16 protein-coding genes are annotated in these 20158 nt (G+C 66.9%); 7 read left to right on the top strand and 9 right to left on the bottom strand.

Features of this window, described 5'->3' with window-relative positions; all coding sequences use genetic code 11:
* Positions 1–118 precede the first annotated feature (118 nt).
* Positions 119–334 (top strand): hypothetical protein, encoded by a 216-nt coding sequence (locus V0R62_RS25770; RefSeq protein ID WP_330105702.1) that lies wholly within the window; start codon positions 119–121, stop codon positions 332–334.
* Positions 335–370: 36 nt separating this feature from the next.
* On the opposite strand, the gene V0R62_RS25775 is transcribed toward V0R62_RS25770, so the two are convergent.
* The 5 genes from V0R62_RS25775 to V0R62_RS25795 form a co-directional block, all read right to left on the bottom strand.
* Positions 371–1003 carry a LysE family translocator gene (locus V0R62_RS25775; RefSeq protein WP_330105703.1) on the bottom strand — a complete coding sequence of 211 codons (633 nt, stop codon included), beginning with the start codon at positions 1001–1003 and terminating at the stop codon, positions 371–373.
* Between the two features lie 366 nt (positions 1004–1369).
* Positions 1370–2377: an aldo/keto reductase gene (locus V0R62_RS25780; protein WP_330105704.1), complete on the bottom strand. Its 1008-nt coding sequence runs from the start codon at positions 2375–2377 to the stop codon at positions 1370–1372.
* A 94-nt stretch (positions 2378–2471) separates the two neighbouring features.
* Positions 2472–2903 carry a hypothetical protein gene (locus V0R62_RS25785; protein ID WP_330105705.1) on the bottom strand — a complete coding sequence of 144 codons (432 nt, stop codon included), beginning with the start codon at positions 2901–2903 and terminating at the stop codon, positions 2472–2474.
* The gene (locus V0R62_RS25790) at positions 2900–3601 is read right to left on the bottom strand and encodes a hypothetical protein (protein ID WP_330105706.1); all 702 of its coding nucleotides are present in this window, start codon (positions 3599–3601) and stop codon (positions 2900–2902) included. The genes V0R62_RS25785 and V0R62_RS25790 overlap by 4 nt, the downstream gene beginning before the upstream one ends.
* A 229-nt stretch (positions 3602–3830) precedes the next feature.
* Positions 3831–5363 carry an FAD-dependent oxidoreductase gene (locus tag V0R62_RS25795; protein WP_330105707.1) on the bottom strand — a complete coding sequence of 511 codons (1533 nt, stop codon included), beginning with the start codon at positions 5361–5363 and terminating at the stop codon, positions 3831–3833.
* A 182-nt stretch (positions 5364–5545) separates the two neighbouring features.
* On the opposite strand from V0R62_RS25795, the gene V0R62_RS25800 reads away from it, so the two are divergent.
* Genes V0R62_RS25800 through V0R62_RS25810 form a run of 3 tightly spaced genes read left to right on the top strand, consistent with a single transcriptional unit; the run spans position 5546 to position 11235 of the window.
* Complete coding sequence (locus V0R62_RS25800; protein WP_330105708.1) at positions 5546–6688, top strand: MexC family multidrug efflux RND transporter periplasmic adaptor subunit; 1143 nt, start codon at positions 5546–5548, stop codon at positions 6686–6688.
* Between the two features lie 15 nt (positions 6689–6703).
* On the top strand, positions 6704–9832 hold the full coding sequence (locus V0R62_RS25805; protein ID WP_330105709.1) for an efflux RND transporter permease subunit: 3129 nt from the start codon (positions 6704–6706) through the stop codon (positions 9830–9832).
* A complete protein-coding gene (locus V0R62_RS25810; RefSeq protein WP_330105710.1) occupies positions 9832–11235 on the top strand; it encodes an efflux transporter outer membrane subunit in 1404 nt (467 codons plus the stop codon). The genes V0R62_RS25805 and V0R62_RS25810 overlap by 1 nt, the downstream gene beginning before the upstream one ends.
* Positions 11236–11464: 229 nt before the next feature.
* On the opposite strand, the gene mobA is transcribed toward V0R62_RS25810, so the two are convergent.
* The gene (mobA, locus tag V0R62_RS25815; RefSeq protein ID WP_330105711.1) at positions 11465–12040 is read right to left on the bottom strand and encodes a molybdenum cofactor guanylyltransferase MobA; all 576 of its coding nucleotides are present in this window, start codon (positions 12038–12040) and stop codon (positions 11465–11467) included.
* 180 nt (positions 12041–12220) lie between these two features.
* Here mobA and V0R62_RS25820 point away from each other — a divergent pair, with 180 nt between their 5' ends.
* Positions 12221–12493 (top strand): HU family DNA-binding protein, encoded by a 273-nt coding sequence (locus V0R62_RS25820; RefSeq protein ID WP_330105712.1) that lies wholly within the window; start codon positions 12221–12223, stop codon positions 12491–12493.
* Positions 12494–12550: 57 nt separating this feature from the next.
* Here the strand turns inward: V0R62_RS25820 and V0R62_RS25825 are convergent, their stop codons facing one another.
* Both V0R62_RS25825 and V0R62_RS25830 read right to left on the bottom strand, forming a co-directional pair.
* A complete protein-coding gene (locus V0R62_RS25825) occupies positions 12551–15676 on the bottom strand; it encodes an efflux RND transporter permease subunit (RefSeq protein ID WP_330105713.1) in 3126 nt (1041 codons plus the stop codon).
* 11 nt (positions 15677–15687) lie between these two features.
* Positions 15688–16863: an efflux RND transporter periplasmic adaptor subunit gene (locus tag V0R62_RS25830; RefSeq protein ID WP_186734926.1), complete on the bottom strand. Its 1176-nt coding sequence runs from the start codon at positions 16861–16863 to the stop codon at positions 15688–15690.
* A gap of 158 nt (positions 16864–17021) precedes the next feature.
* Here V0R62_RS25830 and V0R62_RS25835 point away from each other — a divergent pair, with 158 nt between their 5' ends.
* Entirely contained in the window at positions 17022–17723 is a 702-nt protein-coding gene (locus V0R62_RS25835) for a response regulator transcription factor (RefSeq protein WP_050705882.1), read from the top strand.
* Between the two features lie 6 nt (positions 17724–17729).
* Positions 17730–19028, top strand: coding sequence for an ATP-binding protein (locus tag V0R62_RS25840; RefSeq protein WP_330105714.1), 1299 nt, complete (start codon positions 17730–17732; stop codon positions 19026–19028).
* Here V0R62_RS25840 and V0R62_RS25845 read toward each other — a convergent pair.
* Positions 19003–20094, bottom strand: a complete 1092-nt coding sequence (locus V0R62_RS25845; protein ID WP_330105715.1) for a GGDEF domain-containing protein — start codon at positions 20092–20094, stop codon at positions 19003–19005. The two genes, V0R62_RS25840 and V0R62_RS25845, sit on opposite strands and share 26 nt — an antisense overlap.
* Positions 20095–20158 lie beyond the last annotated feature (64 nt).

Here is a 20158-nt window from a genome sequence, read left to right on the forward strand (position 1 = left end):
GTGGGTGGTCGACAGTGCTTCCCAAATCCGCGTAGGACGTTTCTCTGATTTTCCCTTTAAGGGCTATTTGGCAGCATTCGCTTACAGTTCTTGGGAGAACCTGCCTGAGGATGTCCCCATGCCCGAAGCCCGCGAGCAGATCGATGCCCGCATCGCCAGCCTTGCCGACTGGCGTGGTCCGCGCCTGGCCCGGCTCAGGGCGCTGATCCACCAGGCCGGGCTGCTCAATGCCAGTCTCAAGGGTGACACCCGCCGGGCCATCGACCTACATGAGGACGAGTGGCTCGACGAGCAGGCGTTCATCGCGCTGGTGCTCAACCTGGGGCAGTCCTGAATTACCACCCAGGCCTTGCGAGGGAGCAGTCGAGCGTCACACCGCCCGGGTGTTGAGCAGGCGCACGCCCAGACCGATGAACAGCGCACCGGTGGCGCGCTTGAACCAGGCGGCCAGGGGCGAAGCCTTCAGGCGCAGGCCGAAGCGCCAGGCGGTGAAACAGTAGAAGGAATGCACCAGGCAGACGATCAGCGCGCCGCTCAGGTACATCGCCGCGAACTGGCCGAAGATCGGCCGCCCGGGCTCGAGGAACTGCGGCAGGAAGGCGCAGAAGAACACCAGGGTCTTGGGATTGCTCACCGAGACCAGGAAGGCCTCCACGGCGATCCGCCATTGCGTCTGGGGTGGCGTCGCGACCACCTGGGCCGCCGGGGCGGCGGAGCCGCTTTTACCCAGCAACTGGCGCAGGCCGAGGTAGATCAGGTAGCCGGCGCCGGCCAGCTTCAGCATCAGGAACGCCGTGGGCAGCGAGATCAGCAGGGCGCCCACGCCCATGGCCACGGCAGTGATGGTCAGCAGTTGCGCGGTGAGGTTTCCGAACAGGGTCATGCCCATGCCGGAGGGGCCGTAGCGCAGGGCGTTGCGCACCGTCAGCAGGACGTTGGGGCCGGGGATCAGCGAAGTGAGCAGGTAGGCGAAGGAGAAGGTCAACCAGAGGTGCAGGGCCATGGGAGCGCGTCCTTTGCGCGGGGAAAGTCGAACAATGCCAGCAATCGGGGCGGACCGCCATGGGGGGCTTGCGGACACATGAACTGTCGATCTGCTGGGGATGGCGTGGGAGCGGCGCACCGCTGCTCCCACAGGTACTACGCCAACCTGTAGGAGCGGCCTTGCCGAGGCGTCGGACCGGTCGGAAAGGGCTGCGCAGCAGCCCCGGGTTTCAGCGTGTTTGCAAAGACCGCCGGGGCCGCTTTGCGGCCCTTTCCGACCGGTCCGACGCCTCGGCAAGGCCGCTCCTACAGAGATCACGCCAGTTGAGAAATCTCAGCAAGACAGTTGATCCCACGCTCTACGTCCCAGGCTCAGACTCAGGCGTCAGCGTGGCAGGCGCCCGCTGACGAAGTGCGCTACATCGTTGAACCCGGGCGTCGAGGCATGGCCCGGTGTCACCAGCGAATCGATGAACGCTTCATCTTCCGCCGTGATCTTCACCTCCAGCGCGCCGGCATAGGTGTCCCACTGCGCCTCGGTGCGCGGCCCGACGATGGCCGAGCTGACCAGGCGGTTGTTCAGCACCCAGGCGATGGCGAACTCGACGATGCCCACGCCCTTGGCCTCGGTGTAGGCATGGATCTTCTGGGCGATGGCCAGCGACTCCTGGCGCCATTCCACCTCCATGATGCGCTTGTCCTGGCGGCCGGCGCGGCTGCCTTCGTCCGGGGTCGAGCCGGGCGCGTACTTGCCGCTGAGCACGCCGCGGGCCAGCGGGCTGAACGGCACCACGCCCAGGCCATGGTAGGCGGCGGCGGTCAGTTGCTCGGGTTCGGCCTGGCGGTTGACAATGTTGTACAGCGGCTGGCTGACCACAGGCTTGGCCACGCCGAGTTTCTCCGCCAGGTTGCAGATCTCGGCGATGCGCCAGCCACGGAAGTTGGACACGCCCCAGTAGCGGATCTTGCCCTGGGCCAGCAGGTCGCCGATGGCGCGCACGGTCTCTTCCAGGGGGACAGTGTGGTCCTCGCGGTGCAGGTAGTAGATGTCCAGGTAGTCGGTGCCCAGGCGCGTGAGGCTGGCCTCGATGGCATTGAACAGGTGCTTGCGCGACAGGCCGCTGCGGTTCGGCACGCCATCGACCGGGCCGTAGCCGGCCTTGGAGGCGATGATCCAGTCGTGGCGGTTGCGCGCCACCGCCTCGCCGACGATCTCCTCGGAACGGCCGCCGTTGTAGACGTCGGCGGTGTCGACTAAGTTGATGCCCTGGTCCCAGGCCTTGTCGATGATGCGCAGCGAGTCTTCGGTGCCGGTCTGCTCACCGAACATCATGCTGCCCAGCGTGAGGGCCGAGACGTGCAGGCCGGAGCGGCCGAGGGGGCGGTAGATCATTGCGAGTCATCCTTTCCTTACAGTGTGGGTGAACTTGTTTTACACAGTTCACCCCGGTAATGAAAGCTCGCGGTGGCAAAGGCAGGGTGTGTGCTCAGCGTGTCGGCAGGCCGAGCAGTTCGCGTCTTATCTCCAGGGCAATGGTTGCATAACCCTTGCCGGTACCCCGGTTGCGCAACCCGTGGTCATGCTGGGCCGTCACGTCTTCCCAGCATTCGACAGACAGCAGCTGGCAGTAGCTGCTGTCGGTCTCGAGCTCGAAGTCTATGAAGCGTTCGGTATCGGTCAACAGACTGCCCGTCAGGCTGGCCATGCCGGGGAAGTCGAACTCAAGGTCCAGCAGCAGGGAGCGTGTCCAGTCGATCCCGTGGCTTTCGGCGACGCGCAGCAGGGCAGGCGGCACCTCACGGTTGAGCCAGGGGCGTGCCGACTCTCTGATGCGATGGGCAGTGAGCAGGTTCTGTTCCTGCACATTGAGTTGTCGTTTCCTGAGCAGCCGCTGGATATCCAGGGAGCGCGAGTTCATCCGTCGGCCCCGCCGCGGCCCAGGGCCTGCAGAAAGTCCTGTTCGCCGTCTGCCTGCCACCAAGGGATGCGAACCTGGCCGCCTTGTTGCCGAAGTTGGCGCAGCAGCGACAGCAGGGCGTCGATTCGAGGCGCATCCCAGTCAGGCCCCATGCGATAGTCCAGTGTCAGGCCGTGCTCGCAGACCATCACGCCCAGGTCAGGGAGGGGCTGGCCATCGATGTCGATGCCCTTGGCCAGTACATGAAACGGATCGACAACACCGTCGCTGACACGCGAGGCATCCTGTGGGCCGGTAAAGGGCGTTTCACGCCCGCTTGCCTTGTCCCACAAGCTGCCGCAGTCCACCCTCGCACCGTGGATGAATAGGCGTGCGAATGCGCTCGGCATGTCCGCGCTCCGGGCAAAGTGGAGCTCGATTTCCGGCAGTGTCCCGTCGTCATGGCTGAAGTAGCCTGCCAAGGGGTGTGCTTGTGGCGTCTCTACATGCAATACCAACTCGATCGAGTCTTCACGCAACTGCGCAAGTCCTTCGCTCTGAATTCTGCTGATGAAGAATCGTGAGCCAGGGCGAGTTTCGGCAGGCATGGAAAAACCGTTGGCCAGCCGCTGCCTGAGCGCTTCGGTGAAGGTGATTTGAAGCATGTCTTCATGCAGTGCCAGGAACGCCTCTCGCCGATCACAGGAAACTCGCAACATCGTGCAGGTTCCTGTGGCAGCGCGAAGCGCGAATTGCGCGTGGGTGCCAGGTCGGCATCGGCGCATTGTCCGTGCCAGGTTGTTGAATGCCTGGGTACTGGCAAAGAGGTGGGCCTGGTGTTCGTGCCAGTCGAAGTGCACTGGGTCAATCTCCATGCGCTGGGGCGAGTCTGCCGCGTACTGTACGGTGAGGTGCGCGCGGTTGCCACTGCCCGGGCAACGCCAGGTCTCAATCCGGCCAGGCATCGATCAGGTCACGCGCCTCGCGGCTCGACAGCGGCCGTTTCAGCCGCTGCGACAGCACCGCCATGGCCCGTGCGTGGCCCTTGGCGATCACCGCCTCGACCTGATCGTCCAGGCACTGCAGGGCGATGAAGTCGCCTTGTTCCGGGGTGCCGACGTACTCGATGCGGTTCCAGCCGCTGGCATGCCCGAGCACTTCGTAGGTGCGCCCGTGCTGGTAGGTCCAGAAGAACGGCACGTCGTCGTAGCGGCGGCGCTCGCCGAGCATGTTGGCGGCGGCGATCACCCCATGCTGCTGGGCCAGGCGCCAGTGCTCGATGCGCACCGGGCGGCCGGCCAGGGGGAAAGTGGCGATATCGCCGGCCGCCCACAGGCCGTCGGCGGCCTGCAGATGGGCATCCACCGTCAGCGAACGGTCCTCGGCCAGGGGCAGGTCGTGCAGGTAACCGGTGGCCGGGCTGACGCCGGTGCCGAGTAGCACAAGCGGGGTATGCAGGCGCTCGCCATTGGCCAGCAACACAACCTCGACCCGCTCCCGGCCTTCGAAGCCGCTCACCTCGGTCGGTCCGTGGAACACCACGCCCTTGCGCTCGTGCAGCTCGCGCAGGGTCTGGCCGATGCGCTCGCCCAGCTGCCGGGCCAGCGGGATGGCGTGACGCGTGACCACATGCACCTGCAGGCCGTACTTGCGCAGGGCGCTGGCGGCCTCCAGGCCGATGAAACCATCGCCGACGATCACCACCGGCTGGCCCGGCTCGGCCAGGTCGAGCAACTGCGCGGCATCCGTGCGCGAGCGCAGCACGCAGATACCGGGCAACTGCACGCCGGGGAGCTCGGGGCGCCTGGGTTTGCCGCCGGTGGCCAGGAGGGCGGCGTCGTACTTCAGCCTCTGGCCGTCGGCCAGTGTGATCACGCGCTTGCCGGCATCCACGGCGCGCACCTTACCGTGCAGGCGCTGCAACTGGCCGCGGCGCAGGGCGTCCGGGGCCAGCAGGGTCGGCACTTCGTCCACCGGCATCTGCCCGGCGATGACGAACTTGCTCAGGGCGGTTCGATCGTAGGCGTTCGGCTGTTCCTGGTCGATCCACAGCAGGCGCCCGGCAAAGCCATGCTCGAGCAGGGTGGCGATGGCGGCCGAGCCGGCGGCGCCGGCGCCCACCACGACGAAGGTGCGGGCGTCGCTGTGGCGCGGCGGCGCTGTCTCGGGTAACGGCTGGTCGTCGACCCAGACCTGGCCATCCCTAAGCTGCACGGCATGACGGCGCAGGCCGGTCAGGGCCGGCGGCTCGCACACCGCGCCCTCGTCCACGGCGAAGGCGGCCTTGTGCCAGGGGCAGACCAGCAGCCCGCCACAGACCGCGCCTTCTTCCAGGGGCGCGCCCTCATGTGGGCAGTTGGCCTGGTAGGCCTTCACCAACTCGCCCTGGCGCACCAGGACGATGTCCTCGGTGCCGGCCTGGACGCGCAGGGGGCGGTGTTCCTCGAGCTGGTCGAGGCTGGCCACGGCGTGCAGGGTCATGGCGGATCTCCTCAGGCGTTGTGTTTCATTTGACGCCCGCGATGGGCCCGGGCTGCGACGAGCCGACGATCGGAGGTGGTCATTACAACTTTTCACAAAAACTTCAAATGAGACTAAATTGACTCAAAACGAATGTGTGAGTACCATTCGCGCCAATTTTAGTTAACGGCTCGGGTGAGTTCATGAGCAATTTGCGTGCAATTGGGATGGCCAGCTGGCTGGCGGTGGCCGTGGCCCTGGCCGGCTGCGAGGCGGCCGACGAACAGCAGGCCGCCGCTGAAACGGCGTTTCCGGTGGAAATCGTGACCGTGGCCGCCGAGCCACTGGCCCTGGCCTCGACCTTGCCAGGCCGGGTCGAGCCGATGCGGGTGGCCGAGGTGCGTGCCCGGGTGGCCGGCATCGTCCTGCACAAGCGTTTCGAGGAAGGTGCCGACGTCAAGGCCGGCGATGTGCTGTTCCAGATCGACCCGGCGCCGTTCAAGGCCGCACTGGCCCGCGCCGAGGCCGACCTGGCCCGGGCCCAGGCCGTGCAGCAGGAAGCCCAGGCGCGGGTAAAACGCTATGAGCCGCTGGTGAAGATCGAGGCGGTAAGCCAGCAGGACTTCGACAGCGCCACCGCCGAGCTGCGCAGCGCCCAGGCCGCCGTGCGTTCGGCCCAGGCCGACGTGCAGACCGCGCGCCTGAACCTGGGCTACGCCACGGTGACCGCGCCGATTTCCGGGCGCATCGGTCGTGCCCTGGCCACCGAAGGTGCGCTGGTCGGGCAGGGCGACGCCACGCTGATGGCGCGTATCCAGCAGCTCGATCCGATCTACGTCGACTTCACCCAGTCCGCCGCCGACGCCCTGCGCCTGCGCCAGGCCCTCAAGGACGGCGCTCTGGGTGGCGGCGACGACAAGGCGCTGACCGCCCAGGTGGAAGGCACCGACTACCAGCGCCAGGGCGCGCTGATGTTCACCGATGTGGCGGTCGACCGCGGCACCGGCCAGGTCACCCTGCGCGGGCGCTTCGACAATACCGACGGCATTCTCCTGCCGGGCATGTACGTGCGCGTGCGCACCCCCCAGGGCACCGACCAGCAGGCCATTCTGGTGCCGCAACGGGCGGTGCAGCGCGGCAGCGACGGCGAGGCGCGGGTGATGGTGGTCGGCACCGGCAGCCTGGCCGAGGCGCGCAGCGTGCGCACCGGTGTGATGCAGGGTTCGCGCTGGCAGGTCGTCGAAGGTCTGCGCGGCGGTGACCAGGTCATCGTCGGCAGCCCGGCCGGCCTGGCCCCGGGCATGCCCGTGGTGCCGGCGCAGGCGCAGCCGGTCGCGGCGAAATAAGGCGAGGGTAGCGAGATGTCCAAATTCTTCATCAATCGGCCGAACTTCGCCTGGGTCGTGGCGCTGTTCATTTCCCTGGCCGGCCTGCTGGTGATCCCGGCGTTGCCGGTGGCCCAGTACCCCAGCGTGGCACCGCCGCAGATTTCCATCACCGCCACCTACCCGGGCGCTTCGGCCAAGGTGCTGGTGGAGTCGGTGACCAGCATCATCGAGGAGTCGCTCAACGGCGCCAAGGGCCTGCTGTACTACGAGTCCACCAACAACTCCAACGGCGTCGCCGAGGTGCTGGTGACCTTCGAGCCCGGCACCGAGCCGGACATGGCCCAGGTCGACGTGCAGAACCGCCTGAAGAAGGCCGAGGCGCGCATGCCCCAGGCGGTGCTGACCCAGGGCCTGAAAGTGGAGCAGGCCAGCTCCGGCTTCCTGCTGATCTACGCCCTGACCAGCAAGGCCGGCGACCGTGGCGACACCACGGCCCTGGCAGACTACGCCGCGCGCAACATCAACAATGAACTGCTGCGCGTGCCGGGCGTGGGCAAGCTGCAGTTCTTCGCCTCCGAAGCGGCCATGCGGGTATGGGTCGATCCGCAGAAACTGGTGGGCTATGGCCTGTCCATCGACGACATCAACAACGCCATCCGTGGCCAGAACGTCCAGGTGCCGGCCGGCAGCTTCGGCAGCACGCCGGGGGCCAGCGAACAGGAGCTGACCGCGACCCTGGCGGTGCAGGGCACCCTCGACACCCCTGAGGCGTTCGCCGGCATCGTCCTGCGCGCCAACCCGGACGGCTCCAGCGTGCGCCTGGGCGATGTCGCGCGCCTGGCCATCGGCAGCGAGAACTACAACCTGTCCGCGCGCCTGAACGGCCACCCGGCCGTGGCCGGCGCGGTGCAGCTGGCGCCTGGCGCCAACGCGATCCAGACCGCGACGCTGGTCAAGGAACGCCTGGCGGAGCTTGCGCAATTCTTCCCCGAGGGCGTCGAATATTCGGTGCCCTACGACACCTCGCGCTTCGTCGACGTGGCCATCGAGAAGGTGATCCACACCTTGATCGAAGCTATGGTGCTGGTGTTCCTGGTGATGTTCCTGTTCCTGCAGAACGTGCGCTACACCCTGATCCCGTCGATCGTGGTGCCGGTGTGTCTGCTGGGCACGCTGATGATCATGAAGCTGCTCGGCTTCTCGGTGAACATGATGACCATGTTCGGCATGGTGCTGGCCATCGGCATCCTGGTAGACGATGCCATCGTGGTGGTGGAGAACGTCGAGCGCTTGATGGCCGAGGAGGGCCTGTCGCCGGTGGACGCGACCATCAAGGCGATGGGGCAGGTGTCCGGGGCGATCATCGGTATCACCATGGTCTTGGCGGCGGTGTTCCTGCCGCTGGCGTTCATGTCCGGTTCCGTGGGGGTGATCTACCAGCAGTTCTCGGTGTCGCTGGCGGTGTCGATCCTGTTCTCCGGCTTCCTCGCCCTGACCTTCACTCCGGCGCTGTGCGCCACGCTGCTCAAGCCGGTGCCCCACGGTCACCACGAGAAAGGCGGTTTCTTCGGCGCCTTCAACCGCGCCTTCGCCCGCGTGACCGAGCGTTACTCGGTGATGAACAGCGCCCTGGTAGCCCGTGCCGGCCGCTGGATGCTGGCCTACGTCGGCATCCTGGTGGTGCTCGGTTATTCCTACCTGCGTCTGCCGGAAGCCTTCGTGCCGGCGGAAGATTTGGGCTACAGCATCGTCGACGTGCAACTGCCGCCGGGCGCCAGCCGGGTGCGTACCGACCACACCGCCGAGGCGCTGGAACAGTACCTGATGTCCCGCGACGCGCTGGCCAGCTCGTTCATCGTCAGCGGCTTCAGTTTCTCGGGCCAGGGCGACAACGCCGCGCTGGCGTTCCCTACCTACAAGGACTGGTCCCTGCGTGGCCCCGAGCAATCGGCGGAGGCGGAAACCGCCGCCATCAACGCCCAGTTCGCGGCCAATGGCGACGGCACCATCACTGCGGTCATGCCGCCGCCGATCGACGGCCTGGGCAACTCCGGCGGTTTCGCCCTGCGCCTGATGGACCGTGGCGGCCTGGGGCGCGAAGCGCTGCTGGCGGCCCGCGACCAGCTGCTGGCCCGCGCCAACGGCAACCCGGTGATCCTCTACGCGATGATGGAAGGCCTGGCCGAGGCGCCGCAGTTGCGCGTGCAGATCGACCGCGATAAGGCCCGCGCCCTCGGCGTGAGCTTCGAAACCATCAACAGCACCCTGGCCACCGCCTTCGGTTCGGCGGTGATCAACGATTTCACCAATGCCGGGCGCCAGCAGCGTGTGGTGGTGCAGGCCGAGCAGGGCGAGCGGATGACCCCGGAAAGCGTGCTGCGCCTGTATGCGCCCAACGCCAGTGGCGAGCAGGTGCCGTTCAGCGCCTTCGTCACCACCAAGTGGGAAGAGGGCCCGGTGCAGCTGGTGCGTTACAACGGCTACCCGTCGATCCGCATCGCCGGTGACGCCGCGCCTGGCTACAGCACCGGCCAGGCAATGGCCGAGATGGAGCGCCTGGTCAGCGAGCTGCCGCCTGGTATCGGCTACGCCTGGACGGGCCTGTCGTACCAGGAGAAGGTCTCCAGTGGCCAGGCCACGGCCTTGTTCGCCCTGGCCATCCTGGTGGTGTTCCTGCTGCTGGTGGCGTTGTACGAAAGCTGGGCGATCCCGCTGACGGTGATGCTGATCGTGCCGATCGGCGCCTTGGGCGCGGTGTGGGCGGTGATGCTCACCGGCCTGCCCAACGACGTGTACTTCAAGGTCGGCCTGATCACCATCATTGGCCTCGCGGCGAAAAACGCGATTCTGATCGTCGAGTTCGCCAAGGAGCTGTGGGAGAAGGGCTACAGCCTGAGCGACGCCGCCATCGAGGCCGCGCGCCTGCGTTTCCGGCCGATCGTGATGACCTCCATGGCCTTCATCCTCGGCGTGGTGCCGCTGGCCATCGCCACCGGCGCCGGCGCGGCCAGCCAGCGCGCCATCGGTACCGGGGTGATCGGCGGCATGCTCAGCGCCACCTTGCTGGGCGTGGTGTTCGTGCCGATCTGTTTCGTATTCGTGCTGAAGCTGCTCAAGCGCAAGCCGGCCCCCGTGCAACACGCTGTCGAGGTGACGAAGTAATGCTGATGCGCAATCTTGCAATCCCGTTCGCGCTGGCTGTCACCTTGGTCGGCTGCTCCCTGGCGCCGACCTACCAGCGTCCCGAGGCGCCGGTGGCGACCGCGTGGGGTGATGCCGCCGGCCATCACGGCAAGGCGGTGGAGCAACTGGGCTGGCAGGCGTTCATCGTCGACCCGTCCCTGCGCCAGCTGGTGGGCACCGCGCTGGACAACAACCGCTCGCTGCGCCAGACCCTGTTGGATATCGAGCAGGCCCGCGCGCAGTACCGCATCCAGCGTGCCGACCGGGTCCCGGGCTTGAATGCCGGGGCTTCCGGCAATCGTCAGCACCTGCCAGCCGACTTGTCGAGCAATGGCCGCGAGGGCGTCAGCAGCACCTACCAGGTGGGCCTGTCGCTGCCGGAATACGAAGTGGACCTGTTCGGTCGGGTCAAGAGCCTGAGCGACGCGGCCCTGGAGCAGTACCTGGCCACCGAGGCGGTCGGACGTGCGGCGCGCATTGCCCTGATCGCCGAGGTCAGCCAGGCCTACCTGACCCTGGACGGCGCCGAGCGGCGCTTGGCGCTGACCCGCCAGACCCTGGCCAGCCGCGAGGATTCGCTGGCCCTGGTCGGCCAATGGCGCGCCGCCGGCACGGCCACGGCGTTGGATCACCAGGAGGCGCTGGGGCTGGTCGAGCAGTCGCGGGCAGAGCTCGAAGGCATCGTGCGCGAGCAGCGCCAGGCCTTCAACGCCCTGGTGCTGCTGCTGGGCAGCGCGGACGCGGCCAAGGCGATCCCCGCCGAGCGCAGCGAGGCGCCGATGGTTCTGCAGGACATCGCCCCGGGCGCGCCGTCGGCTCTGCTCGAACGGCGCCCGGACATCCTCGCCGCCGAACACCGGCTGCGGGCGCGCAACGCCGACATCGGCGCGGCGCGGGCGGCGTTCTTCCCGCGGATCAGCCTGACAGGCAGCTTCGGCACCTCCAGCACGCAGATGTCCGGGTTGTTCGACGGTGGCTCGCGCAGCTGGAGCTTCATGCCGCAGCTGTCGCTGCCGCTGTTCGACGCCGGGCGCAACAAAGCTGGCCTGAGCCTGGCCGAGGCGCGCAAGGATTCGGCGGTGGCGGCTTACGAAGGCACGATCCAGACCGCCTTCCGCGAAGTCGCCGACGCCCTGGCCGCCACCGACACCCTGCGCCGCGAGGAAGCAGCGCGGCGGGCCCTGGCCGACACCAGCCGGGCGACCGTGGCGCTGGCCAAGGCGCGTTACGAGGGTGGGGTGGACAGCCACCTGCGCTACCTGGATGCGCAGCGCAACGGTTATGTCAACGAAGCGGCCTTCATCGAGGCCAGCACCCAGCGTCAGCTGGCGTTGGTTGATCTGTTCCGTGCCCTGGGCGGTGGTTGGCCGGACAAGGGCTGAAAGACTCCTTTGGTTGGGGAATCCAACCGCTTGGCCCCGGGGGATCTTTGCCCCGGGGCTTTTTTATTGGGTTTTACACGATCTCTGTAGGAGCGGCCTTGTGTCGCGAAAGGGCCGCGTAGCGGCCCCGGCAATATTCGCCTTGCCACGAGATCCTGGGGCTGCTTTGCAGCCCTTTCGCGACACAAGGCCGCTCCTACAGAGATCGTGGTGTACTACGCCTGACAGTTCAATCCTGCAACAGATCCGGGCTGTTGAAGTTACTCAATCGCGGATCGTCCTCGACACACTCCAGCCCCTGGACACTCGCCTGCAGCAAGGCCTTCTGCAAACTCCGCTCACCCGCCTGCCAGGCCTGCTCCAGCAGCGGCAGCAACCGCCGCGGCAACACACTGAACATCGGCTGCCAGTACCCACCTTGGCGCACCATGGCCGCGCTGTCGTGGGCCACCGCCAGGGCCAGCAGGTCTTCGACCAAGGCCCGGTCGATCCGCGGCGCATCGCAGGCCAGCAGCGCCACCCACTCATGCCGCGCCACCTTGAGCCCGCTGATGACCCCGGCCAGCGGGCCGGGAAAGTCCGCTTCGGCATCGCCGACGAGCTGGTCTGCATAAATCGCATAGGCCGCCTGGTTGCGGTTGCAGGAGATCACCAGGTCATCGCTGAGCGCCCGCACGGCACGTTGCACATGGGCCACCAGCGGCTCACCGCGCCAGGCCACCATGCCCTTGTCGCGGCCGCCCATGCGCTGGCCACGGCCTCCGGCGAGGATGAGAATGGAGCAGGGGGGGAGGGCGGTGGACATGAGACAGGCTCTACGGCGGCATGGCCTGCAACCCTCCCACTTCGTCCTTGTATTGTCCAGTGCGCTACAGACGGTGCGCCTGGTATTTCTGTCAGTTGTGCGGGGCGCATTGCCAATGGCTAATTGGGCTCGCGGCCATGGGTCGAATCGAGCCATTGGCAAGCATCACGGAGAGTGTTGATGAACAAGAGCGAACTGATCGAGTCCGTTGCGCAATCGGCCGACATCACGAAAGTGGCGGCTGGGCGTTGTCTGGATGCCTTTATCGGGGCCGTGACCAAGACACTGGTCGAAGGGGGAGAGGTATCGCTGGTCGGCTTTGGTGCGTTTACCGTGGCCAAGCGACGCGCACGGGTAGGGCGCAATCCGCAAACGGGCAAGACCTTGAAGATCCCGGCGAAGAAACAACCGGTTTTCAAGGCCGGCAAGACATTGAAGAACACGGTCAACTGAGCATTTCGCCAAGATGATGGACAGGGAGGCGGCAGGTGCCTCCCTGTCCAGGCGTCATCATTGGGATGCGCTGTGTTCCAGCGTTGCCTGCGGTGCCTTGCCACGCCCCGCCAGGCGCATCACCACGACGAAGAACACCGGCACGAACACCACGGCGAAGGTGGCGCTGAGCATGCCGCCGATCACCCCGGTGCCGATCGCCTGCTGGCTGGCCGAGCTGGCGCCGCTGGCGATGGCCAGGGGTACCACGCCGAGGATGAACGCCAGCGAGGTCATCACGATCGGCCGCAGTCGCAGGCGCGCGGCCTGGATCGCGGCGTCCACCGCGTCGTGCCCCTGGTCCACCAGGTCCTTGGCGAACTCGATGATCAGGATGGCGTTCTTCGCCGACAGACCGATCAGGGTGATCAGGCCGACCTTGAAGAACACGTCGTTGGGCATCCCCCGCAGGGTCACCGCGAGTACCGCGCCGAGCACGCCCAGGGGCACCACCAGCAGCACCGCGGTGGGGATCGACCAGCTTTCGTACAACGCCGCCAGGCACAGGAACACCACCAGCAGCGACAGTGCCATCAGCAGCGGTGCCTGGCTGCCGGACAGCCGCTCCTGCAGCGACAGGCCGGTCCATTCCAGGCCGGAGCCGGCCGGCAACTGGGCAACCAGGCGCTCGACCTCGGCCATGGCCTCGCCCGAGCTGAAGCCGGCCGCCGGCTCGCCGGAGATCGACACCGCCGGGTAGCCGTTGTAGCGGGTCAGCTGCACCGGGCCGGACTGCCAGTGGGCGCTGACGAAGGCGCCCAGGGGCACCATCTTGCCGCTATTGTTGCGCACGTGGATCTTCAGCAGGTCCTCGACCTGGCTGCGCCGGTCGCCTTCAGCCTGCACCACCACCCGCTGCATGCGGCCCTGGTTGGGGAAGTCGTTGACGTAGTTGGAACCTACCGCGGTATCGAGCACAGCGCCGATGTCGGCGAACGACACGCCCAGGGCATTGGCCTGACGACGATCGATCTCCAACTCCACCTGGGGGCTTTCCGCCAACGAGGCTTCGCGCACGTTGACCAGCACCTTGCTCTTGCGCGCCGCCTCCAGCAGTTGGTCGCGGGCCTCCATGAGCACGGTGTGGCCCATGCCGCCACGGTCCTGCAGGCGGAACTCGAAGCCGGTCGACTCGCCCAGGCCGTCCACCGGCGGCGGCAGCACCGCATAGGCGATGGCGTCCTTGAGCTGGGTGAAGGCCATGGTCGCGCGGTCGGCGATGGACTGGGCGCTGTCGTCGCCCCCGCGTTCGGACCAGTCCTTGAGCGTGGTAAAGGCCAGCGCCGCGTTCTGCCCGCTGCCGGAGAAGCTGAAACCGAGGATCAGCGTGGTGTTGGCCACGCCCGGCTCTTCAGCGTTGTGCGCCTCGATCTGCTGCGCCACCTCGATGGTGCGGGCCTGGCTGGCACCCGGCGGCAGCTGGATGTCGGTGATGGTGTAGCCCTGGTCCTCGGTGGGCAGGAAGGCGGTGGGCAACTGGCTGAAGCCGTAGCCGAGCACCGCCAGCAATGCGGCATACACCAGCAGGTAGCGGCCGCTGCGGGCCAGGGCGCGGGTCACCCAGCGCTGGTAGCCGTTGCTCATGCCCTCGAAGCGGCGGTTGAACCAGCCGAAGAAACCCTTGCGCTCATGGTGCTCGCCCTTTTCCAGCGGCTTGAGCAGGGTGGCGCACAGCGCCGGGGTCAGGCTCAGGGCGAGGAACGCCGAGAACAGGATCGACACCGCCATCGACACCGAGAACTGCTGGTAGATCACGCCCACCGAGCCTTTCATGAAGGCCATCGGCAGGAACACCGCCACCAGCACCAGGGTGATGCCGACGATGGCGCCGCTGATCTGGCCCATGGCCTTGCGTGTGGCTTCTTTCGGCGGCAGGCCTTCCTCGGCCATGATCCGCTCGACGTTCTCCACCACGACGATGGCGTCGTCGACCAGGATGCCGATGGCCAACACCATGCCGAACAGGGTCAGCACGTTGATCGAGAAGCCCAGCGCGTTCATCACCGCGAAGGTGCCCATCAGCGCCACCGGCACCACCAGGGTCGGGATCAGGGTGTAACGGAAGTTCTGCAGGAACAGGAACATCACCGCGAACACCAGCACCATGGCCTCGACCAGGGTGTTGATCACCTGCTTGATCGAGACCTTGACGAACGGCGAGGTGTCGTAGGGGATGTCGTACTTCACCCCGGCCGGGAAGTAGCGCGCCAGCTCGTCGAGCTTCTGCTTGACCAGCCCCGCGGTTTCCATGGCGTTGGCGCCGGGCGACAGCTTGACGCTGAAGGCGCTGGTGGCCTTGCCGTTCAGACGCGTGCCGTACTGGTACTCCTGGGCGCCGATCTCGACCCGGGCGACATCACCGACGGTGACGGTCGAGCCGTCGGTGTTGGCGCGCAGGACGATGGCGGCGAATTCCTCGGGGGTGCTCAGCTGGCCCTTGACCACCACGTTGGCGGTGATCTCCTGGGTCGGCCGGCTGGGCAGGTCGCCGATGCTGCCGGGGGCGACCTGGGCGTTCTGCGCGGCGATGGCCTCGGCCACGTCGTTGGGCGTGAGGTTGAAACCGACCAGCTTGGCCGGGTCGATCCAGATGCGCATGGCCCGCTCCGAGCCGTACAGCTGCGCCTTGCCGACGCCCTTGATGCGGCGGATCTCGTTCATTACGTTGCGCGCGAGGATGTCCGACAGGGCGATCTCGTCGAGGCTGCCGTCCTCGGAGGTGAGGGTGGCCAGCAGCAGGAAGCCGGTGGACACCTTTTCCACCTGCAGGCCTTGCTGGGTCACCGGGCGCGGCAGGCGCGACTCGATCACCTTGAGGCGGTTCTGCACGTCGACCTGGGCCATGTCCGGGTTGGTGCCGGGTTGGAAGCTGGCGGTGATGGTGGCGCTGCCCAGGCTGCTCTGCGACTCGAAGTAGAGCAGGTTGTCGGCACCGTTGAGCTCCTGCTCGATGATGCTGACCACACTCTCGTCCATGGTCGCCGCCGAGGCGCCCGGATAGACGGCGTAGATTTCCACCTGCGGCGGCGCCACGTCGGGGTACTGGGCCACCGGCAGCTGCGGGATGGCCAGGGCGCCGACCAGAAGGATGAACAGGGCGACCACCCAGGCGAATACCGGGCGGTCGATGAAGAACTGCGGCATGGATCAGGCCCTCATTGGCCGGTGTGTTGGGCGACCGCGGAGGCGCCCGGTTGCTCGTCGACCTGGACCTGGTCGCCGGCCTTGACGTGTTGCAGGCCCTCGACCACCACGCGATCGCCGGGGGCCAGGCCCTCGCTGACGATCCAGCGATCACCCTGGGCGCTGCCCAGGACCACCTGGCGTTCGCTGATGCGCGCCTGCTGGTCGACCAGCAGCACCTTGGGCACGCCGGCGCTGTCGCGCAGGATGGCGCGCTGCGGCACGCTGATGCCCTGGGGCTGCACCGCCTGGTCCAGGCGCACGCGCACATAGCTGCCTGGCAGCAGGTCGAGGTCGGGGTTGGGGAATTCGCTGCGCAGGGTGATCTGGTTGGTGCTCGGGTCGACACTGATGTCCGAGAACAGCAGCTTGCCGGCCAGCGGGTAGGCGCTGCCGTCGTCCTGGATCAGCGTGGCCTTGACCTGGTCCTGGCCGACCTGGCGCAGTTCGCCGGCGCGCAAGGCGCGGCGCAGGGCATTGAGCTCGCGGGTCGACTGGGTGACGTCGGCATGGATCGGGTTAAGCTGCTGGATGGTGGCCAGCGGTGTGGTCTCGCTCTGCCCGACCAGCGCGCCTTCGGTGACCAGGGCGCGGCCGATGCGCCCGGAAATCGGCGCGGTGACGGTGGCGTAGCCCAGGTTCAGGCGTGCCCGCTCCAGCGCCGCCTTGGCTTCGCCGACCGCGGCATCGGCCTGGAGGAAGGCGGCCCGGGCGTTGTCATACTCCTGGCGGCTGACCGCCTTGTCGTCGACCAGCTCACGGTAGCGCTGCTCCTGCAGGCGGGCCTGGTAAAGGGTTGCCTCGGCCTTGGCCAGGGTGGCGCGGGCGCTGTCGAAGTCGGCCTTGAATGGCGCCGGGTCGATCAGGAACAACACGTCGCCCTGTTTCACGTCGCTGCCTTCGCGGTACACCCGCTTGAGCACCACGCCGGCTACCCGGGCGCGCACCTCGGCGGTACGCGGCGCGAGGATGCGGCCGCTCAGTTCAGTGCTGATCGCCAGTGGCTGCACGGCCAGGGTCTCGACCCGGACCTGGGAAGGCGGGGCCTGTTCTTCCTGTTCGGCGGCGTCGTTGCAACCGGCCAGGGAAAGGGTCATCAGCGCCAGCAGCGCCAAGGGGCGCAGGCGCGAAGGGCAGGGAATGGACATACGGATCTTCCAGGTTTGATCCAGCGTATGCTAAAGCAGCCGTTCGGGTGGTGGCTGTTAAGCTATGTTGGGCGTATGTGAAAAAGTGTGAACAATCGGCGGTGGCCCGCCAGGGATTCTATATCCTGCCTTACTTCAATCTTTCGTCAAATCCCCTTATGCCGAACATTCTCCTGGTCGAAGACGACAGCGCGTTGTCCGAACTGATCGCCAGCTACCTGCAACGCAACGATTTCCATGTCCGGGTGATTGCCCGCGGCGACCATGTGCTGGACGAGTTCCGCCGGCAGAAGCCGGACCTGGTGATCCTCGACCTGATGCTGCCGGGCCTCGACGGCCTGCAGGTGTGCCGCCTGCTGCGCCAGGAAACCCAGGGCCTGCCGATCCTCATGCTGACCGCCCGTGACGACAGCCACGACCAGGTGCTGGGGCTGGAAATGGGCGCCGACGACTACGTCACCAAGCCGTGCGAACCCCGGGTGCTGCTGGCCAGGGTGCGCACCCTGCTGCGCCGCAGCAGCGTCAACGAGCCGCGCCTGGACAGCGACCTGATCCAGGTCGGCGGCCTGCGCATCGACCTGGCCGAGCGCACGGTCAGCTGGCGCGGCGAGGAAGTGGAGCTGTCCAGCGGCGAGTACAATCTGCTGGTGGTGCTGGCGCGCAACGCCGGCGAGGTGATGAGCCGCGACCGCATCCTCCAGCAGTTGCGCGGCATCGAGTTCAACGGCACCGACCGTTCGGTGGATGTGGCCATCTCCAAGCTGCGCCGGCGCTTCGACGATAGCGCCGGCGAGGCGCGCAAGATCAAGACCGTGTGGGGCAAGGGGTATCTGTTCAGCCGGGTCGAGTGGGAGTACTGACAGGCCATGCTCAAGATCCTGGTGCGGCTGTACCTGGTGATCATCGTCGCCTATGCCGGGGCGATCGCGCTGATCCCCGACACCATCGTCGGGTTGTTCCATGAGCGCTTCATGGCCTACAACCTCGAGCAGGCCAAGGGCGTGCAGACCCTGATCGTGCGCCAGTTCCAGCAGGCGCCGCGGGAGCAGTGGCCAGCGGTGGAGCAAGACCTGGCCGGGGTGTTCAAACCGCTGCAAGTGCGCCTGCTGCGCATGGACGAGGCCGACCTGAGCGGCGAGGAGAAAGCCCGGCTCGAGCACGGCCTGTACGCGGTACGCATGGCCGACTGGGGCTACTACGAAACGGTGCTGGCGCCGCTCGATTCGCAATGGCTGGTGCGCCTGCACTCGCCGGACGACCCGCTGGACATCAACGTGCTGTCCTGGGGCGTGACCGTGCTGATCGGTGCGGCCATGCTCGGCTGCCTGCTGCTGTGGGTATGGCCGCACTGGCGCGACCTCGAGCGGTTGAAGGACACCGCCCGGCGCCTGGGGCGCGGCGAGATGTCCGAGCGCACCTATATTTCACCACGCTCGAACATCGGTGAGCTGGCCGGGGTGTTCGACACCATGGCCAGCGACCTGGAGCGCCAGGTCAACCAGCAGCGCGAACTGCTCAACGCGGTCTCCCACGAGTTGCGCACACCGTTGACCCGCCTGGACTTCGGCCTGGTGCTGCTGTTCGACGAGGTGCCGCCGGCCAGCCGCAAGCGTCTGCTGGGGTTGGTGGGCCATGTGCGCGAGCTGGACGAGTTGGTGCTCGAACTGCTGTCCTACAGCCGCCTGGACAGCGTCGACCAGGCCCGCGAGCGGGTCGAGGTGTCGTTGCTGGAGCTGGTGGACAGCGTGCTCGGCAGCTTCGCCGAGGAGCTCGACAACCGTGGCATCCGCTGGGAGGTGCGCTGCGAAACCGACCTGCCGCGTTTCGTCCTCGACCCAAGGCTGACCGCCCGCGCCGTGCAGAACCTGGTGCGCAACGCCATGCGCTATTGCGATGAAAGCCTGCTGCTGCGCCTGCGCCGGGAAGAAGACGGCGCCTGCCTGGTGACCGTGGAGGACGATGGCATTGGCATCCCGACCGAGGAGCGTGAGCGGATCTTCCAACCGTTCTATCGTCTGGACCGCAGCCGTGATCGCAATACCGGCGGGTTCGGGTTGGGGTTGGCGATCAGCCGGCGGGCCATCGAAGGGCAGGGCGGCACGCTGACCGTGGCGCAGTCGGCGCTGGGTGGGGCGCAGTTCAGGATTCGCTTGCCAGCCGGTTAGTCCACAGGACGAAGCGGTCCTTGCCCGTGTGCTTGGCCTCGTACAACGCCTGGTCCGCCCTGATCAGCGCCAGGCTCAGGGTATCGCCGCTGTCGATCCGGGCCAGGCCGATGCTGATGGTCACCGGGTGCGCGCCGAGGTCCTCGCGTACCCGCCGGCACAGCGCCGCGACCTGCTGCTCGGCGCCGGCCTCGTCCAGCCCCTGGAAGAAGATCGCGAATTCCTCGCCGCCCAGCCGGGCGATCTCGTAGCCGATCATCGCCGCCTTGATATGCGCCGCCACGCGCTTGAGCACTTCGTCACCGATGTCATGGCCGAAGCGGTCGTTGACCTGCTTGAAGTTGTCGATGTCGATCATCGCCAGGAACTGCCCGGAATCCGCCTGGCGCAGCTGCTTTTCGGCCTTGGCCATGAACGAACGGCGGTTGGGGATTTCGGTCAGGGCGTCGATGTAGGCCTGTTCCAGCAGCACCTTGGTCAGGTAGAAGTTGTGCAGCTTGGCTTGGCGAATGCGCAGGTAGCTGTAGATCACCAGGCCGCTGAGGAACACCGCGTAGCTGATCAGCATCGCGCCCTCGAGCTTCAGTGCCTCGATGCGGGTGTGGTAGAAGGGGTTGAGCATGAGCCAGGTGATGCCCAGGGCGCAGAAGAACGACCAGCGCCGCACCGGCAGCACCGATACGGTGTACAGCACGGTCGAGACGCCGAGTACCAGCCACACCGGGCGCAGAACGATCGGAATGCCCTCGATCACCAGGCGCATGGCCAGGGTGATCACCGCCACGAACAACAGGTTGAGCACGTCGAAATGCTGGCTCTTGCGGGTGAAGCCCAGGACCACGCAGAGGCTGCACAGCAGGGCGATGAACAGTCCAGACAGCCAGGTGAAGCCCTGGCCGCCGAGGTAGCTGACGATCAGGTCGAAGATCAGCCAGATGGCGATGCCGATGCAGAAGATCAGCAGGCAGAAGCGGCGCATCGCCTCGAATTCGTGCTGGCGGAACTCGGCGCGCAGGGCGGCGGGGGCGACCTGTTGGCGGATATGGGCTTCGAGGGTTTTGTACATGGGGATGCTGTCTGTGGCCGTGTAGGAGCGGCCTTGTGCCGCGAAAGGGCCGCGCAGCGGCCCC

The sequence above is a fragment of the Pseudomonas carassii genome (genome assembly GCF_036324045.1).
Taxonomy (GTDB): Bacteria; Pseudomonadota; Gammaproteobacteria; order Pseudomonadales; family Pseudomonadaceae; genus Aquipseudomonas; species Aquipseudomonas peradeniyensis.

Excerpts from the sequence above, each read along its gene's own strand:
- V0R62_RS25770 (WP_330105702.1), top strand. The coding sequence starts at position 119 with ATGCCCGAAGCCCGCGAGCAGATCGATGCCCGCATCGCCAGCCTTGCC.
- V0R62_RS25775 (WP_330105703.1), bottom strand. The coding sequence starts at position 1,003 with ATGGCCCTGCACCTCTGGTTGACCTTCTCCTTCGCCTACCTGCTCACT.
- V0R62_RS25780 (WP_330105704.1), bottom strand. The coding sequence starts at position 2,377 with ATGATCTACCGCCCCCTCGGCCGCTCCGGCCTGCACGTCTCGGCCCTC.
- V0R62_RS25785 (WP_330105705.1), bottom strand. The coding sequence starts at position 2,903 with ATGAACTCGCGCTCCCTGGATATCCAGCGGCTGCTCAGGAAACGACAA.
- V0R62_RS25790 (WP_330105706.1), bottom strand. The coding sequence starts at position 3,601 with ATGTTGCGAGTTTCCTGTGATCGGCGAGAGGCGTTCCTGGCACTGCAT.
- V0R62_RS25795 (WP_330105707.1), bottom strand. The coding sequence starts at position 5,363 with ATGACCCTGCACGCCGTGGCCAGCCTCGACCAGCTCGAGGAACACCGC.
- V0R62_RS25800 (WP_330105708.1), top strand. The coding sequence starts at position 5,546 with ATGAGCAATTTGCGTGCAATTGGGATGGCCAGCTGGCTGGCGGTGGCC.
- V0R62_RS25805 (WP_330105709.1), top strand. The coding sequence starts at position 6,704 with ATGTCCAAATTCTTCATCAATCGGCCGAACTTCGCCTGGGTCGTGGCG.
- V0R62_RS25810 (WP_330105710.1), top strand. The coding sequence starts at position 9,832 with ATGCTGATGCGCAATCTTGCAATCCCGTTCGCGCTGGCTGTCACCTTG.
- mobA (WP_330105711.1), bottom strand. The coding sequence starts at position 12,040 with ATGTCCACCGCCCTCCCCCCCTGCTCCATTCTCATCCTCGCCGGAGGC.
- V0R62_RS25820 (WP_330105712.1), top strand. The coding sequence starts at position 12,221 with ATGAACAAGAGCGAACTGATCGAGTCCGTTGCGCAATCGGCCGACATC.
- V0R62_RS25825 (WP_330105713.1), bottom strand. The coding sequence starts at position 15,676 with ATGCCGCAGTTCTTCATCGACCGCCCGGTATTCGCCTGGGTGGTCGCC.
- V0R62_RS25830 (WP_186734926.1), bottom strand. The coding sequence starts at position 16,863 with ATGTCCATTCCCTGCCCTTCGCGCCTGCGCCCCTTGGCGCTGCTGGCG.
- V0R62_RS25835 (WP_050705882.1), top strand. The coding sequence starts at position 17,022 with ATGCCGAACATTCTCCTGGTCGAAGACGACAGCGCGTTGTCCGAACTG.
- V0R62_RS25840 (WP_330105714.1), top strand. The coding sequence starts at position 17,730 with ATGCTCAAGATCCTGGTGCGGCTGTACCTGGTGATCATCGTCGCCTAT.
- V0R62_RS25845 (WP_330105715.1), bottom strand. The coding sequence starts at position 20,094 with ATGTACAAAACCCTCGAAGCCCATATCCGCCAACAGGTCGCCCCCGCC.